The following is a 16841-nucleotide window of genomic DNA, read 5'->3' as shown; positions in this document are numbered from 1 at the left end:
GCCGACAGGCTGACGCTAGCAGGCGCTGCTTGAATGATGCCTGTCATTCACAGGATTTGTCGTGTGCCGTTCGAAGCCGAACAGCGCCTGCAGCGGGTGCCGGCGGCGCTCGATCCGGGCGCGCAGCAGCCCGGCCCCGACCATTGAATAGGTAATGCCATTGCCGCCGTAGGCCATGGCGAACAGCACGCGCGGCCCCCATTGCGGGTGCGGACCGAAGAACGGCAGGCCGTCGGCGGTCTCGGCAAACGTGCCAGCCCAGGAAAAGGCGGGCTGCAGCGGCAGGTCCGGGAACAGCCGGTTGACCTGCTTGAGCAGCGTGCGCGCCTTGCCCTGCACACGTGCGTCGCGTCGGGCCGGCACGTCCACCGCGTCATCTTCGCCGCCCACCAGCAGGCGATGGTCGCCGGTACTGCGCAGATACAGATACGGCCGCGCCGACTCCCACACCATCGTGTTCGACAACGCGCCCAGCAGATCCGGGTCGACCGGATCGGTGATGAAGGCATAGCTGCTGCGGTTGCGGGCCACGCGCGGCTTCAACCATCGCTGGCCGGCATAGCCGGTGGCCAGCACCACATGCCTGGCGCGGATCTGCAGGCCTTCGGCCGTGATCGCGTTGACCCCACGTGCGGTGGTCTGCAGGGTATGCAGGGTGGTGCGGTCATGCACCGCGCAGCCGGCCTTGGCCAGCCGCATCAGCAGCCGGTAGGTGAGCTGGTAGGGGTCGACGCGTGCGGCCAGCGCGCTCAGGATCGCGCCCGGTGCCTCGATGCCGTACTGCGCCCGCACCTCGGCACGGTCCAGCCAGGTGACGTCGAACCCGTGTTTCCGGCGCAGTGTGCATTCGGCTTCCAGCACTGACCCATGGCGGCGCTTGCTGGCGTAGTACAGGCTGTGCATCGGATGGCAGTCCACGCCGCGGAAACCGGCGGCGACGTCGCGCAACGCGGGAATCGCCTCGGCGCAGGCGCGGTAGGCCAGCACCGCGGCGGACTCGCCGTACTGATCCGCCAGGTCGATCAGGTGGGTGTCAATCTCATACTGCAGCAGCGCAGTGCTGGCGGCGGTGCTGCCCCAGCCGATGTCGCGCTGCTCGATCAGCACCACGTCGTGGCCGTGCGCGCAGAGTTCATTGGCGATCAGCGCACCACTGATTCCGCCGCCGACCACCAGCACGTCGCAGTGCCGATCCTGCTGCAAGGGCGGAAAGGCGTGCATCAGCCCGTTGCGGATGGCCCAGTATGGATAGCCGCTTTTCAGGTCCATGCGCGGCTCAGGCCGTGGGATGGCCGGTGTGTGGAGTGAGGATCAGCGGGCCCAGTTCGAACTGTTGCTGCTGGGCCTGGGCCAGATAGTGATCGCGGGTGGTGGCGTCCAGATGCGGATCGCGCGCCAGCAGCCACAGGAAGCGGCGGTCGGGGCTGCCGACCAGCGCCACGCTGTAATCCGGCGCGACCTGGATCACCCAGTAGTCGCCCTTGCCGAACGGCAGCCAGCGCAAGCCGGCCGGCAGGAAGCTGACCTTCAGGCGCGCCGTGTCGTTGTCCACCGGGCAGGCCTCGCCTTCGGCCTGCTCGACATCGTCGCCCAGCCGGCAGCGATTGAGCACCGCCACGTTGCCGTTGTCCTTCAGGCTGTAGTGCGCCGACACATCGGTACAGTCCTCCGGCTCATGCTTCATCGGCAGCCGGGCAATCTCATACCAGGTGCCCAGATAGCGGGGCAGGTTCAGGTCAGGGACGGTCTTCAGGTCGGTGTAGGTGGTCATCGCAGGCGCTGTGGCGAGGTGGACGCCACCATGCCGGGGCCGATGCCATGGCGAAGTGAAGTCGGACCCACGTGGCACGCACACACCCGGTCTGAACCTGAAGCGGTTTATAGTCCGCGCACGCGCGGTGATCCGCGCAACCTGCAGGTGCCCCCGGTTTGTCTTCCCGTCTCCGTTTCAATCTGATCCGTTCGCTGGCCGCGTTGATGATGTGCGCGTGGCTGGGCATGGCCACCGGTGCCTGGGCGCAGGCCAGCGACGACGCAGCCGCCGACCCGGTTGCACAGCTGGCGCAGGCCGACAAGGACCTGAAGGCGATCCGCACCTCGCTGGAGGATGCCGAAACCCTGGACTCACTGAAGATGCTGTCCGACCGCGCGCTGGATGTGCAGCGCCGGGCCGATGCCGCGCAGACCGCGCTGCAGCCGCGCCTGGAACAGCTGGAGTTCCGTATTTCGCAGCTGGGTACGGCGGCCGAGGGCGAGGTGGAGGCGCGTGAGCTGACCCAGCAGCGCAAGGGCCTGAACCAGGAGCGGGCGGACGTCGCCGCGGCCATCGCGCGCGCCAAGCTGATGTCGGTGGATGCCAAACAGCTCAGCGCCGACATCGACAAGATGCGCGCCACCCAGCTTGGCGAAGAGCTGGCACGCAAGGTCAGCTCGCCGCTGTCGCCGTCGCTGTGGCAGAAATTCGCGACCGATGTGCCGACCGACCTGCAGCGGCTGGTGATTCTGTACCGGCAGGGCGAAAGCGCGCTGCGTGAGGGCGTGGCCAAGCATGGCTGGAGCTCGCCGCTGACCGGTGCGGTGCTGGCACTGCTGATGTTCTTCCCGTTGCGGCTGTGGCTGCGGGCGCTGGGGCGTCGGTTGGCTGCCTCCGAGCGCGCGCCGGAGGGGCGCCTGCGTCGTTCCGGGCTGGCGGTGTGGCTGATGGCCGTGGGCACCCTGCTGCCGGGCTTCGCCGCGGTGGTGCTGATCGGTTCACTGGACGCCATCGGCGCGATTCCATCGCGGCTGGAGACCACCGCATACAACTTCCAGCTGGCGACCTTCGTGGCCGCCTTCATGGCCGCCGTCAGCGCGGCGGTGCTGATGCCCAAGCGTCCTTCGTGGCGGCTGATGACGCTGGACGACGACCTGGCCTGGCGGCTGCGCAAGTACGCCTGGTGTGCGGCGGCGCTGACCTGGGTGAGCATCGTGCTGGTGGCGCTGAACAAGGCGGCGCGCACCGGCCAGGTCACCACCGTGGCGGTGGACGGATTGATGGCGCTGACCTACATGGCCCTGATCGTGGCCATCCTGGTCTCGCTGGCGCGCATGAACCGGAAACAGGCGGAGGAAGCCCAGGCCAAGCTGGACGCGCAGGGCGACCAGCCGGCCAAGCCCAAGGCCAGTAACCGCCGCAGCGGCTGGATCGTGCTGGCACGCGTGGCCGGCAATATGGTGGTGACCGCAGCGGTCATCGCCAGCCTGCTGGGCTACCTCAACTTCGCCATGTTCGTGGGCCGGCAGCTGATCTGGGGTGCCGTGGTGCTGATGGCCACGTCGGTGCTGCTCAAATTCGTCAACGACCTGGCGATCTGGCTGTTGTCGCCGGCCGGGCGTATTGGCCAGACCGTGGTGCTGACCACCGGGCTCAGCGCCGCACGGATGGAGCAGGGCGGCGTGCTGCTGTCGGCGTTGCTGCGCATCTGCGTCGTGCTGCTGGCGGTGTTGATGTTGACAGCCGGATTCGGCAACACCAATGCACTGCTGGGTGGCCTGGACACGCTGTCCAAGGGCATCACCTTCGGTGACACCACGCTGCGTCCGCGCGATGTATTCAATGCGGTGCTGGCGTTCGTGCTGGTCTGGGCGGTGATGCAGGCGTTCCAGCGCTGGTTGTCCGATACCTACCTGCCCAAGACCGAACTGGATGCCGGTGCACGCAACTCGATCAGCACCGTCACCCGCTACCTGGGCATCTTCGCGGCGGTGCTGTGGGGCCTGACCGCATTGGGCATCGGCTTCGAGAAGCTGGCGCTGGTGGTCAGTGCGCTGTCGGTGGGTATCGGTTTTGGCCTGCAGGCGATCACCCAGAACTTCGTCTCCGGCCTGATTCTGCTGGCCGAGCGTCCGGTGAAGATCGGTGACTGGGTCAAGCTGGGCGACCAGGAAGGCGATATCCGCCGCATCAACGTGCGCTCGACCGAGATCCAGGTCGGCGACCGCTCCACCCTGATCGTGCCCAACTCCGAGCTGATCACCAAAACGGTCCGCAACATGACCATGGGCAGCGTGCAGGGCCGCATCCAGATCCAGTTCAGCGTGCCGTTGAACACCGACGTGGTCACCCTGCGCCAGATCATGCTGGATACCTTTGCCGAGCATGTGGCGGTGCTGGACGACCCGGCCCCATCGGTGTTCATCGACGCGATCAACAACGGACAGATCGCCATCAACAGCTTCGCCTACACCTCCGGCCCACGTGCGGTGTATGGCGTGCGCAGTGACCTGTACTTCAGCCTGCTGCAGAAGTTCGCCGCTGCCGACATCGCACTGTCCTCGCCCACGGACATCCACCTGATCCGCGACCCCGACGACCCGTCCTGATCCGCGACTCCAACGACCTCGCCGATCCGTAGAGCCGGGCTTGCCCGGCTGCCTTTGCGTTACCCCTTCAGATCAGGCGGCGACAGCATCCCCAGCTGCTCCTCGGAATCCTCCTGCGACGCCTTCGAGCCATGCTTGATCGGCTTCAGCACCCCCTTGCCGGCCGAAGGCTTGAACCGCAAGCCTTCACCGACCTTGAACAGCACACCCGCCGCGCTGCCGGATTCCGGATGGGTTCGCAGCACCGGGCCGTAGGGCAACCGCGTTGCGGGATCAAACAGGTGCAGTGCACGCTGGGCTGTGTTGGCTGGCACGCCCACCACCAGTACATGTTCCACTTCGTGCACAGTGCGCAGGCTCAGCGTCAGCGGTGTACCTTCAGGCAGCGGCGCGCCGCGCAGTACGGCCATGCCGGCGCGCAGCGTCCACGACCAGCGACCCGGGTACAAGCGCGGGCGGTTCAGCCACGACCACATGAACTGCATGCCGCCGCCCAGGCCGCGCTGCACGATCCCTACCCCCAGGCGGGTCACCGAGATGGTCCCGGCCAGGGGGTTGAGGGTGCCCAGCGCGGTACTGCCCAGCGTTCCCGCCAGTTCGCCAACACGTGCGCGCGACAACATCGCACCGGGGCGGGCCAGCACCCGCGAAACGCCACTGGCCAACGGCCAGCCGACCAGCACGCCTTCCAGGTACAGCCCGAACGCGGCCAACGCGAACTCGTCGCGATCGGTCGAACCGATCCTTCGCAGATTGGCCACGAACGGCACGATGAACTCCACGGTCTTCAGCCACAACGGCTCATCTTTCAGATGTGCCTCAAACGAGGTGGGCGAGCGTGCTTCGTGCAGGAAGGCGACCGGGTCAAGCCAGAAAAAGTCCTCCTGCACCGGTGTCACCAGCGCATGGAACGGCGAGCGGGTCGTGCCCGGTGGAAGCGCCACTGTCGAAGCGGTCGAGATCAGCGGTTCGACAATCACCGACGCGTTGCGCCCCGGCACCGGGCTCTGGTAGTTCGCATAGGCCTCCCAGTCCACGTTGAGACAGGTGCCACGGCGTACCAGCACCGTGGTCCACTTGCCGTTGCGTAGACGGACCTTGCGACGTTCCAGCGTTCCGCCCAGTGGCAGTTCGCCTTCGATATCCAGCGGCAGGATCCGGCTCTGCAGCGGGAACAACTGGAAATGGCGCGGCTTCCCTTCCACGTCGACGCGGTAGACCACACCGAAGCGACCCAGATAGGGCTGCCGGTCCGCCGTCGTTTCCTGCTGTGCCTCCAGGTCGGGCACCGGCTGACGCAGGGTGAACACCGTGACATTGCCGCGTGCGATGGCGGCACGTTCTGCCTCCGGGCGCAGGTACAGCGCCTCTTCGATCAGCACCCCATAACCCTGGCGGGCGCGCGTGAAGTAGTCATCGAAGCACTGCTGGAAGCGCGCAGTGACGTTGCCCAGCCGCGCAAAGCCGCGTTGCATGGCCACATGGGTGTGGTTGTGCCGGAGCGCATGTTGCGCATGGCCTTGCGCACGGCTCAACGGTGTATCGGGCACATAGTGCCGGCACGGGTACCACTGCTTCGGGGCACGCAGCAGCTCGCCGGCGGCGTACAGCTCGAACAGGGGAAAGCTGTGGCCAAACCAGTCATGGTCGTTGCACAGCCGCAGTTCGGTCGCGTTCCACTCCAGACCGGCGAAGACGCCTGGGAAATGCGGAAACACCCGCCTCAGCTCCGCCTCCACCATGGGCATCCGGTAGGGTAGTGGGGCCAGCAGGTCGGTGACCGCGGCGTTGAGCCGGCGGATTCGTGCATCGAACGCTGCCATCGCCGTCACGATCTGCTGCGTGTGGTTGCGAACGGGCGGGGCGTCGTCGTCCAGCTGCCGGAACACCTGCCAATCCAGCGTAGGCAACGCACGGGCGTCGATGGCCATCTGCCGGACCTCGGGGGGAATGTCCGGATCGTTGGACAGCGCAGCCGACAAGGTGAGCAGCGTGGTGAAGTTCATCTGCGACCAGACGCCACGCTGGATGCTGTCGGCCAGGTGCACACCGCTGACGTAGTCGGTCGCGGCGATTGCGCTGCCGAACAGCAGATGTGGGGGCGTGTCGCTGCCCAGCAGCTCGGGAGCCTGTTCCTGCAGCACCAGCTGCACCGCCATGCGCTGTATCTCCGGAGTCATGCGATCCAGGCTGCCCAGATACGCAGCGAAGTCCCTGCGGATGTCGGCAAAGGTGCGTCCGCGATTGACGTGCTTGTGCAGGCGGTAGCCGAGGACGATACGTTGTTCCCGCACCGAAGGCGGTCCGAGGTCGGCAACCAGCGCGACGACGGTGAGGCTGCCCAGTACGGTCGATGAGGTCGTGCCACCGGCACTACCGCCGTACCAGCCCAGCGCGTCCAGCAGCGTCGCCTGCAGCGCACGAGCGGGGTCCGTACGGACCATCTCTGATAGTACGTAGTTGAGGCGGTCGGGCTCGCTCCAGGCGAAGTGCCCCTGTTCCACCAGCGGGGCACCCAGATACTCGAGCAGGGTCAGGTGACCCGAACCCTGGCGGGCCAGGAAACCTGTGGTGGTCTCGCGCACGACCTCCAGCTCATCGGCATCGAGCAGGTCACGCGCATGCACCAGGTGGGCCCGCATGCCCAGCCTGAATTCACCCAGGATGCGCTCGGCGCAACGCTGCAGGCCGGTTGGCGCGGCGGACTCATGCGCGGTGCAGCCGCCGTAAGTCGCCAGCAGCCGTAACGGCTCGAGCTGCCCCTGCAGATGCACGACGCCGCCCAGTCGCTGGGCATGGGCGCGCAGGGTGTCCAGCAGCGCCCCGGGCCCGTCCATCCCGGACCAGGCTTCGGTGGCGTTGATGCGTGCGCGTGCGCCGTCAGCGTACGACGCCCAGAACGTGCCGTTGACGTCGAAGCTGGCCTGAAGCGCGGCATCCACTCCAGGCAGTGATCGATTCACCTGCGCGTGCGTCACCAGCTGCACCAACACCTCCAGCGCTGCATAGGCATCAGCGGCCGCTGCGGTGCCCACACTGGGACGATAAGCTTCAACGCCGCGCGCGTCGATGCGTTTGAGCCATCCCAGCACCTGGTGCAGATCACCCAGTGCCTGCGCATGCAGCGGGTCCGACGTTACCTGTTTGTGGCGGTCGTGCAGCTGCTTCAGCAGGGACAACAGCTGCAGGCGTTGCACCGCGGGCGGCGGGTGGCACGCCGATGCTTCCCATGGCAACGCAACGCCCAGGTAATTCAGTGCCGCGCTGACCGGAGGCGCGTCCCGGCGGGTGATGCAGCCGAAGCGGGCAGCCAGGGTGCGTTGCTGCGACAGGCTGGCATTCAACCGCAGCAGGGTGCCGCCCTCACGTGCCACCACCAGAACGCGGTCGGCCGCGACACGCAGGTCGCGGAAACGCGCATTCGCCTGACGCATCGGCAGCCAAAGACCGGGGCTTTCGAACCACCGCTGCAGGCCCTGCTGCGCTTCGCTCCAGTCACCCAGCAGTGGGGTCTGCGCTGAGGCGGTCAGCGGCACGGTGTGCAGTGATGTCCCGTTACCGATGCGGGCCTGGTCAAACAGGTGCCATATGGCATCGGCTGCGGCCTGGTGATCCGGTGCCGGCGTCGGCGCGTCCGGCGCAGGCACGCGCTGAGCGCGCACTTCGCCGGGCCGCAGCAGTCGTTGCAGTTGCCGGTCGATGTCCGCCATGCAGGCGTCAAACGTGGCGTTGTCGTGGGCAACCCCCGGCCACGGCACACGGTAATAGGCAAGCATTTCTGACACGCTCAGGATGCCGTCGGCGCGCACCGGCGCATGCAGCAACGCCGACAGACCACGCAGCGCACTGGCCAGCGTTGCCATCGCGGGCGGCGGTGCTTCCGCATTGAACAGCGCGAGCCGCGCATCGCTGTCCCTGGCACGGGCCAACACGGCTCCATGTTGTGGAAACTCCAGGGTGTACGGCAACACGCCGCTGCGCTCGCACAGCTCCACGAATGCCGGCTGCTGGGACAGCCGCAGAAGCACGCGGCGGGCCAGCGCCAGGTTGCCGCCTATGATGGAGCGCGGATCGGGCCGCCAGTTGCGCCAGCGCGGTGCGATACCCCGTATGGGTTGTGCGCTGGCCCAGCGTAGATCGTCGCGCAGGTGCTGCAGCGTCGCCGTTTCCTGGGCAGCCATCACTGCCGGCTGTTCGGGCAGGCGCTGCTCCAGCTGTCCGATCATGGCGTCCAGCGTGGGGACAGGTACGTCAGTTGAGTTGAGAGTGACGCCCAGCTGGAACTGCAGCGCGCAGTGCAGCGGCACCCGCGCGTTGTCGTGGCATCCGCCCGCCCGGGCAACGGCGGACTGCAGTTGCTGCAGCAGTGTGCGGGTGCGAGGCGACCACGGTGCGTCCGTGTGCTGCATCGGGCGTGGGTGCAGCACCACGCGTGCCTGGCTGAGTACGCGACGGCCTGACAGCGTGTCATTGTCCATCTGCAGTGTGCAAGGCGGTGTACGTTCTGCGTACAGGACGTCCAGAAAATCATCCTCCTCGTAAAGATGGCCCAGGAACTCCCGCACGCCCTGTACCCGCTGCGCATGCAGTCCATGGGGGACCGGCTGCAGCGTGCCAGTGGTGAGGTCAGCGCTGGCGTCGACGGGCGTGGTATCCCGCAGGCCCCACAGCGCTTCGATCAACGCGACGCGGTCTTCGGCGACGCCGGGGTCTGTGCGCAGCACCCTCGCGCCTGCGGGAACCGCAGCAGACAACATGGCCAGTGCCGTGGCCGCCGGCATCGCAGCCGGAGCCGTGCGTGACCGCGCGAACGCGGCGGTACCCAGCGTTGCCGCGGCCAGCGGCAGCCATGTGGCCGCCGCGTCCCTCCTGCGCCCAGGGCAGGGGGCTGCCAGCAGCTGCCGCATGCCATGACCGACGGCATCCAGGCGCTGCAGCGCCTGTGGCACGGCGACCAGATCCCGGCCCAGCGCTGTAGCAGCTTCGGTGACCGGCGGCAGCCGCGACCACAGCACCCACGTGGTCGCCAGCAGCATCAGCCGCACCGGCGATTCCGAGGGTGCCAGCCGTGCATGCAGCGCCTCGTGCGCGCACACAAGTCCGCTGCCGAGGGTATGCAGTTCGGCCGGCAATGCAGTCAGTAACGGTTCCAGCCAGGCGCCTTCGTGCAGCGACGGCAGCGGCAGCTGGCAGAGCCACTCCAGCCACGGCAACCAAGCATTCTGTGCCAGCAGCGCCGCGGCGCTGCGCGCATGCTGCAGCAACGCCAGCGCCTGCACGCCATAACCACCGAGCAGCCGATTGGTGACGACATACAGTGCGGCACCAGCCGCGCGCGGGCCTTGTAGACGCACCACCGCGTTGAGCAGGGCAGCCACCACCCGGGCGCACTCGGCCTGCCACCTTGATGCGCCTGCTTCGTCGTTCTCGAGTGCGGCGAGCAGCTGCGCGCGCAGCCGGGCCTGTTGCGCATCCGGACGCTGTTCCAGCTGCGTAAGCAGCAGCGTGGCAACCTGGCCAGGGCGGGTTGGGATGTCGAGCATCTGCCGCAGTCGGCTCTCGATACGCTCCACTTCCGACGGCAGCAACGGACAGCGTCGCAGCACGCGGTCAAGCAGCGGATGCAATGCCTCGACGGGTGCGGGTGGAGCCGGTTGCGATTGGGGCAACGCGGCATTGAACAGTGTGATCGGCACCGCACGCGCATCACTGGATGGGCCGCGCGTCGCTGCAGGCGGCGTACGAAATTCCCCCGCCGTAACGGGGGACGACACGGGGGCAAACAGACGGACACTCCAGCAGCGACGCGAGACGCGAACGCAGAGACTCTACGAATCTCGCTTTGCCCTGGAGTGTGCGCGGCTTCCCATTTTCAATGGGCGAGAAGCGTCAGCGCCTGCTCACGAGCGTCCCGGGCGACGCGAGGGCACCAGCGCGAAGGTATCCACGGCGAGCTTCTCCGCGTGATTCAGCCAGGCACGGATCTCCAGATCGTCCACCTCATGGTCGAGGCCGAACGGCACCGTGATACGCCCCTCCGCATCCGGCTCCACCCACTGCTGGGCCACCACCACCTTGCGCTTGGACGACACCGCTTCGATCCAGAACCCGCGGTTCGGGGCCTGCTTGGCGACCAGCTGCAGGATGTACTGGCCGGCCCGGGTGCGACGGCCCTTCTCGGTGATCATGTGCGCCTGCCGGATGCTCGGCACCGGTCCGTTGAACGCATCCAGCGGGGCGTCCACCGCAAAGCCCTGGCGCAGCTGGTCATCGCGATACAGCTTGATGCCTTTGTCGCGGTGGACCAGCATGGCGCACCAGTCGCCATCGGCAGAGCCATCCTCGAAGGCGGTGCAGCGGTCCACGTAGGCCAGCGTATTGGCGGGATCGGCCTGCTCGAACTGCTTGGAGGTGTTTTCCAGGTACACCGACTTCAGGTCCCACTGCTTGTCATACTCCAGCAGTACCGGCGGCTGCACGTGTTGCAGGCCGACCACCACCTGGTTGTCGTCGTCGATGCGCAGCTGGCGGGTGGTGTCACCCAGCCACAGCGAGCGCGAGAACGCCAGGTAACGCGGGAAGTCCTTGCCGCCGTCACGCAGTGCGGCAACGCTGGCGCTGTCGGCACGCTGTGGGTCGAGCAGCGAACGGCCGAAGCCGATCGCCTTGATGTCCGGGTCAACCAGGCTCAGCAGGGTGGCACCGGAGTCCAGCGTGGACCCTGCGGTGGTGGCCAGCTGGCGCGGTGCGATGTCCTTGCCCAGGAACAGCAGCAGGTTCTCACGCTTCTGCTTGGCCAGGACGTGACTGAGATCGTTCGGCATGGCCAGGTGATCCGACGCGATGACGATCAGGGTGTCCTCGCCATACGGACTGGCCTGGATGCGGTCGACCAGCTTCGAAATCAGACCATCGGTGCACTTGAGCGCATTGAGCAGGCCGATGTTGCCATAGTCGCTCTGGTAGCGCGTTCGCTTGCAGGCCACCGGCAGATGCCCAGCCGGATGATGGGTATCCATGGTCAGCGTGGTCAGCATGAACGGCTGGCCGGCCTTGGACAGCTGCATGAAGCGGTCATACGCCTTGTCCAGCAGCACGTCATCGTGCACGCCCCAGGTCGAGAAGTGCGAGCGGGCGATCTTCTGCTGCTTGAACCAGGCCAGGTCATGCACTTCATCGAAGCCATGCGTGGCCAGGAACTGTCCCTTGCCGGCGAACAGCCCGTTGGCACCGCCCAGATAGTGATTGGTGTAGCCCTGCTGCTTGAGGTAGTCGCCCAGGCACACGGCTTCCGGCAGGAAGCTGCCCATGCGGTCCATGCTGTTCTCGTCACCTTGTGCCGTGGTCAGCGGCACGCCGCACATCGAGGACACCAGCCCGGCGATGGTCCAGCCACCGCCCTCGGCCTGGGCCAGGCCACGCACGTCCAGCGATTGCGCGGCCAGTCGGTTGAGGTTCGGCATCAGCCCCGGGAACGCGGCTTCGTCCAGATAGGTGCGCTCCAGGCTTTCGCCGTAGATCCAGACGATGTTGCGCGGCTTGCGCAACGGCTGCTGCGGCACCTGGTACTCCGGCGCAATGACGGTGTAGTCGACCGGACGGGTCTGCTGGTACAGACGATGGCCATCGCGGTAGAGCGGGCTGACTGCGATGGCGACCAGCCACGTCGCCGCAAAGCCGGCGAACACGGCACCGCCATGGCGCGATTCCTTCCACTTGCGGCGGCGCACCAGCAGCAGGGGCAGCAGCAGCGAGACCAGCGCCAGTGCGATGAAGCCGGCGATATAATCCTTGAAGTCGGCAACGCCTGCACCTTCCATGTCGGCACCCAGGTGATACAGGGTGGCCGAATTCAGGCCATCACCGGACAGCTTGTTGATCAGCCACCACGCACTCAATGCCAGCAGCAGCACCGACATCAGTGACACCTTCCACCACACCCAGCCACGCGAGGCCAGCAACAGTACGGTGAGCAGCAGCAGCGACAGCAACAGGATCCAGGTCATAGGCGGTGTTTCGCTTCCAAGCACGCCTGCATGACAGGCTGATGACCGGATCATGCCTGCGCGAACCTGACTGAAATGTTTGTTGAATCGACGTATTCAGCGCTTACTACGCTTCGCGCACAGAAGTGTAAAACCGGCGTGAACGCATGAATCCCCGTTCACCGATGACCACGTTCTTCCTTCGAACGCGCACGCCGATCAAAGATCAATGCGCTGAGAATGATGCCAAGTCCCAGCACCACACCGATCATCATCAACATCATCGCGATGGCCGGGTAGCCGAACAGATGCCAGCCGGTGTTGACCTTCATCATCAGTGCGGCCGCCAGAATCAGCGCGGCAGTGACGATACCGGCAGAGACGCGGTTGGCGATCTTCTGCAGGTTTTCCATCAGCCGCGATTCTTCCAGTCCGGTCACCTTCATCTGCAACCGGTTCTCGGCCAGCAGCGCCAGGATGTCGGACATCTTGCGTGGGCCGTCGCGCAGCAGCTGCTGTACTTCCATCGCCTCACTGGCGAGGTTGGCTGCCGACAGCGACTTGCGCAGGCGCGCGCGCATCACGTGCTGCAGCTGTTTCTCAACGATACGGCGGGTGTCCAGATCCGGTGCCAGCAGCCGGCATACGGTTTCCAGATTGAGCAGCGCCTTGCCGAGCAGGCTGAGCTCGGGCGGCGTGCGCAGGCCACTGGCGGTGGCAATGCGGACCAGGTCGAGCACCACGCGACCTTCGGAAAAACTGTTGTTGGCGGCATAGCGTGCGATCAGCTGGCCGGTCTCGCGCAGGTAGCGCTCTTCATCGAACGCTTCCAGCCGCGTGCTCATGCCGATGATCTCATCGGCCACTTCCTCGCCACGTCCATCCACGGCAGCGAACAACACCTTCAGCAGGCGCTCGCGCAGGCGCGGCGGCATGTGCGCGACCATGCCCAGGTCAAAGATCGCCAGTCGCCCCTGAGGGGTGACGCGCAGATTGCCGGGGTGCGGGTCGGCGTGGATCTCACCGTGCACGAAGATCTGGTCGAGGTAGCCGCGGATCAGCGCGGCGGCGAGCGGTGCCATCGGCTCCTCGGTGCGGCGGACATCCGGAATCATGTCCACGCGCACGCCCTGAGCCAGTTCCATGGTCAGCACGCGGTGGCTGCAGTAGTCCCAGATCGGCTGGGGTACCCACAGTCGCTTGAACGGGCGCAGATGCTGGCCGAAGCGCTGCAGGTTCTCTGCTTCGGCCTGGTAGTCCAGTTCCTGCATCAATGTCTTGGCGAATTCGTTGAGCCAGTCACGCAGGCGCACGCGGCGACCGACCTGGGTCAGGTGATCGGCGGCCAGCGCGAAGCTGCGCAGCACTTCCAGGTCCGAGCGCAGCTGTGCGGCCACTTCCGGCTTCTGCACCTTGACGGCAACTTCGCGCCCGTCGTGCAGCTGCGCACGATGCACCTGTGCGATGGACGCGCAGCCCAGCGGCGCGGGGTCGAAGCGGGCAAACAGCTTGGACACCGACGCGCCGAGTTCCTGTTCGATGATGGCGTAGATGCGTTCGACCGGAATGGGGGCGACTTTTTCCTGCATCCGCTCCAGAGCGGTAGCGAACTCCACCGGCACCATGTCCGGGCGGGTGGACAGCATCTGGCCGAGTTTGACGAAGGTGGGGCCGAGTGACTCCAGGTCGGTGACAAACTGTTCCGGGTTGCCTTCGGGCGGTAGTTCATGCACCGCGCGGGCATCCAGGTTCATGCCCGAGAACACCCCGGAATGCCGGTAGCGCATCAGCAGGCGCAGGATCTGGCTGCGCCGGTTCATGCCTTTGACCAGAGACGGCGACTCGGGTGGGGTGGGCAGGGTGCTCAAGCAGGGCTCCGCGACGGGGTAGCCTGCAGTGTCGCCGTCGGCAGGTGGTGGAGCGGTGAATCCGGGCATCTTCCACGAACGTGCCCGGATCAGTCAGAATCGACGCACCTGAATGAACCTTGGATTGCCATGGCCGGTGCCAGCCTGTTTGCCCTGCTCGACGATATTGCGACGCTGCTCGACGACGTCTCGATCCTGACCAAGGTCGCGGCCAAGAAGACCGCGGGCGTGCTCGGCGACGATCTGGCCTTGAATGCCCAGCAGGTTACCGGGGTCAGCGCCAATCGCGAATTGCCGGTGGTGTGGGCGGTGGCGAAGGGCTCGCTGGTCAACAAGGCGATCCTGGTGCCGGCGGCACTGGCGATCAGCGCACTGGAAGCGTGGCTGAAAACCAAGGGCTTCCCGATCCCGATCGTGGTGCCGCTGATGATGATCGGCGGTGCCTTCCTCTGCTATGAGGGCGTGGAGAAGCTGGCGCACCGCTTCCTGCATTCCAAGGAAGAGGACGCGCAGCACAAGGCCGAGCGGGCCAAGGCACTGGCTGACGAGAGCGTTGACATGGTGGCCTGGGAGAACGACAAGGTGAAGGGGGCGATCCGCACCGACTTCATTCTGTCGGCCGAGATCATCGTGCTGTCGCTGGGCGTGGTGTCGGGGCAGCCGTTCATCAACCAGGTGACCGCGCTGGTGGTGATCGCGCTGGGCATGACCGTGTTTGTCTATGGCCTGGTGGCGGGCATCGTCAAACTGGACGATGCCGGCCTGTACCTGTCGCGCAAGGGCGGCGCGGTGGCCGCGTTCGGTCGCGGGCTGGTGGCTTCGGCCCCTTGGCTGATGAAGTTCCTGTCGGTGGCCGGCACCCTCGCGATGTTCCTGGTCGGTGGCGGCATCCTGGTGCACAACGTGCCGGCGCTGCATCACTTCGTGCTGGGCCTGGCGGGCCAGACCAACGTGGGCTGGCTGGTGGAAGCGGCGGGTAACCTGATCGTCGGCGTCATTGCCGGTGCAGTGGTGCTGCTGGCGGTGACCGGCATCCAGAAAGCGCGCGGCAAATCGGTGGCGCACTAACCGGAACCGTAGAGCCACGCCCTGCGTGGCTTCGCGGTGCCAGATCGCCGACTGTAGAGCCACGCCATGCGTGGCTTCGCGGTGCGAGACACGTTCGCAGCCACGCAGGGCGTGGCTCTACGGGCGCTAGCCCGCTTGAACCCGGTTCTTGCCGACCCGCTTGGCAGCATAGAGGGCCGCGTCCGCGCGCTTGAGCACGACTTCCGCGCTGTCCCCCGCCTGCCACTGCGTCACCCCCGCACTGAAATGCACCGGCACCCGCTGCTCATCCAGATGCAGAGGTCGCTGCGCCAGTGAGCGCTGCAGCCGCAACAGGGTCGACATGCTGTCGGCTGCCGGTGTTTCCGGCATCACGATGACGAATTCATCACCGCCTATGCGGCTGACCACATCCGAATTGCGAAGCAGCAGCTGACACACCGTCACCAGGTGGCGCAGCACCGCGTCACCACCGGGATGGCCGTGTTCGCTGTTGGTCTGGTGGAAGTCATCCAGGTCCAGCAGTGCGATCGCCAGCGGATGCGAATGCCGGGCAGCTCGCGCGATTTCCTTCTCCAGCAATTCATCAAAGCCGCGGCGGTTGAGTGCGCCGGTGAGCGGGTCGGTGCGGATCTGTCCGGACATGTCGCTGAGTTCAAGCTCAAGCTCGGCAATGCGGGCCTCGGCCTGTTCCACTTCGCGGCGTGCATTGCCCAGGTGGTCGCGCGCCTGCAGCGCCTGTTCCTGCACCTTGCCGGTGTCGCGCAGCACGTCCTGCAGCAGCTGGTTGAGGTCGGCGATGCTGCGCGCTTCCTTCAACGCCATGGCGTAGCTGCTGATCCGGTCGTGATAGTCGCTGGTGTGGGTGGCCATGCCATCGAGCTGTTCGATGAACTCGCCCATCAAGCCGCGCATGGCGGCCTTGCTTTCGACGATGCCCTGTTTGAGCAGGCTCTGCTTGTAGATGACCTCGCGCAGATTGTTGCGCGCCTGTTCCACCGAGTCGCGGTCCAGCGGACCGCCGATCAGGGCGCGCACGGCGTGCAGCTGGCCCTGCAGCCAGCTGCTGTCGTCAAGCAGTTCGCTGATGTTCTCCAGCAGCAGGTCGAACAGGCTCAGCAGCAGCTCCTGCTGCTCCTGCCAGCCGTCGCTGCGCACGCCGATCTGGTGGGTCAGTTCGCGCAGCCGCACCTCCAGCGGCTGCAGCGGCTGACCGGGATGCCACAGGCGCAGGTCGGCGGCCAGCTGTACCGGTTCGTTCTTCAGTTCCGGCATGTTCTGCAGCAGGCTGGCCACGGTCACGCCCAGGGTGTGACGCAGCAGCTCGCGCAGGCGCAGGCTGTCCGGTGGCCCGTCCGGGCTGTCCTGCTCGATGGTGCGGATGTACTTGTCGATCAGCTGGCGCATGGCGCGGCCATAGCTGACCCAGTCGGCGCTGCGCAGCGCCGACTGCAGGCGCAGGCCCATGTCGCCGAGTTCACCCGGCAGGGTGGCCATGCCATTGGCGAAGGCGGCCAGCAGCGGCTCGGGCTGCTCGGCCCCGGCAAACAGACGCTGCAGGGCGGCACTGCCGCCCCCG

Annotated in this window: 7 protein-coding genes and 1 pseudogene; 2 read left to right on the top strand and 6 right to left on the bottom strand. The window is 66.4% G+C overall.

Going from position 1 to position 16841, the window contains the following annotated elements; translation table 11 throughout:
- Positions 1-15: 15 nt before the first annotated feature.
- Positions 16-1269: an FAD-dependent oxidoreductase gene (locus RT551_RS07050; protein WP_313456869.1), complete on the bottom strand. Its 1254-nt coding sequence runs from the start codon at positions 1267-1269 to the stop codon at positions 16-18.
- A gap of 7 nt (positions 1270-1276) precedes the next feature.
- Positions 1277-1771, bottom strand: coding sequence for a lipocalin family protein (locus RT551_RS07045; protein WP_313456866.1), 495 nt, complete (start codon positions 1769-1771; stop codon positions 1277-1279).
- 158 nt (positions 1772-1929) lie between these two features.
- Between RT551_RS07045 and RT551_RS07040 the strand changes: the two genes are divergently transcribed.
- Complete coding sequence (locus RT551_RS07040) at positions 1930-4362, top strand: DUF3772 domain-containing protein (RefSeq protein WP_313456864.1); 2433 nt, start codon at positions 1930-1932, stop codon at positions 4360-4362.
- 59 nt (positions 4363-4421) lie between these two features.
- Here RT551_RS07040 and RT551_RS07035 read toward each other — a convergent pair whose 3' ends face one another.
- The 3 genes and pseudogenes from RT551_RS07035 to RT551_RS07025 all read right to left on the bottom strand — a co-directional run.
- Entirely contained in the window at positions 4422-10058 is a 5637-nt protein-coding gene (locus RT551_RS07035) for a hypothetical protein (protein ID WP_313456862.1), read from the bottom strand.
- 204 nt (positions 10059-10262) lie between these two features.
- Entirely contained in the window at positions 10263-12368 is a 2106-nt protein-coding gene (locus RT551_RS07030) for a phosphoglycerol transferase I (RefSeq protein ID WP_313456859.1), read from the bottom strand.
- A 158-nt stretch (positions 12369-12526) separates the two neighbouring features.
- Positions 12527-14182: pseudogene (locus RT551_RS07025) on the bottom strand (AarF/UbiB family protein); the annotation flags it as partial.
- Positions 14183-14344: 162 nt separating this feature from the next.
- Here RT551_RS07025 and RT551_RS07020 point away from each other — a divergent pair.
- Entirely contained in the window at positions 14345-15283 is a 939-nt protein-coding gene (locus tag RT551_RS07020) for a DUF808 domain-containing protein (RefSeq protein WP_313456857.1), read from the top strand.
- Positions 15284-15409: 126 nt separating this feature from the next.
- Here RT551_RS07020 and RT551_RS07015 read toward each other — a convergent pair.
- On the bottom strand, positions 15410-16841 hold a 1432-nt coding region (locus RT551_RS07015), incomplete at its 5' end, for a diguanylate cyclase (protein ID WP_313456855.1).

It is taken from the genome of Stenotrophomonas sp., assembly GCF_032103445.1.
Lineage (GTDB): Bacteria > Pseudomonadota > Gammaproteobacteria > Xanthomonadales > Xanthomonadaceae > Stenotrophomonas.
The sequence above is the reverse complement of the archived record's forward strand: the minus strand, read 5'-3'. Positions and strand labels throughout refer to the sequence as shown.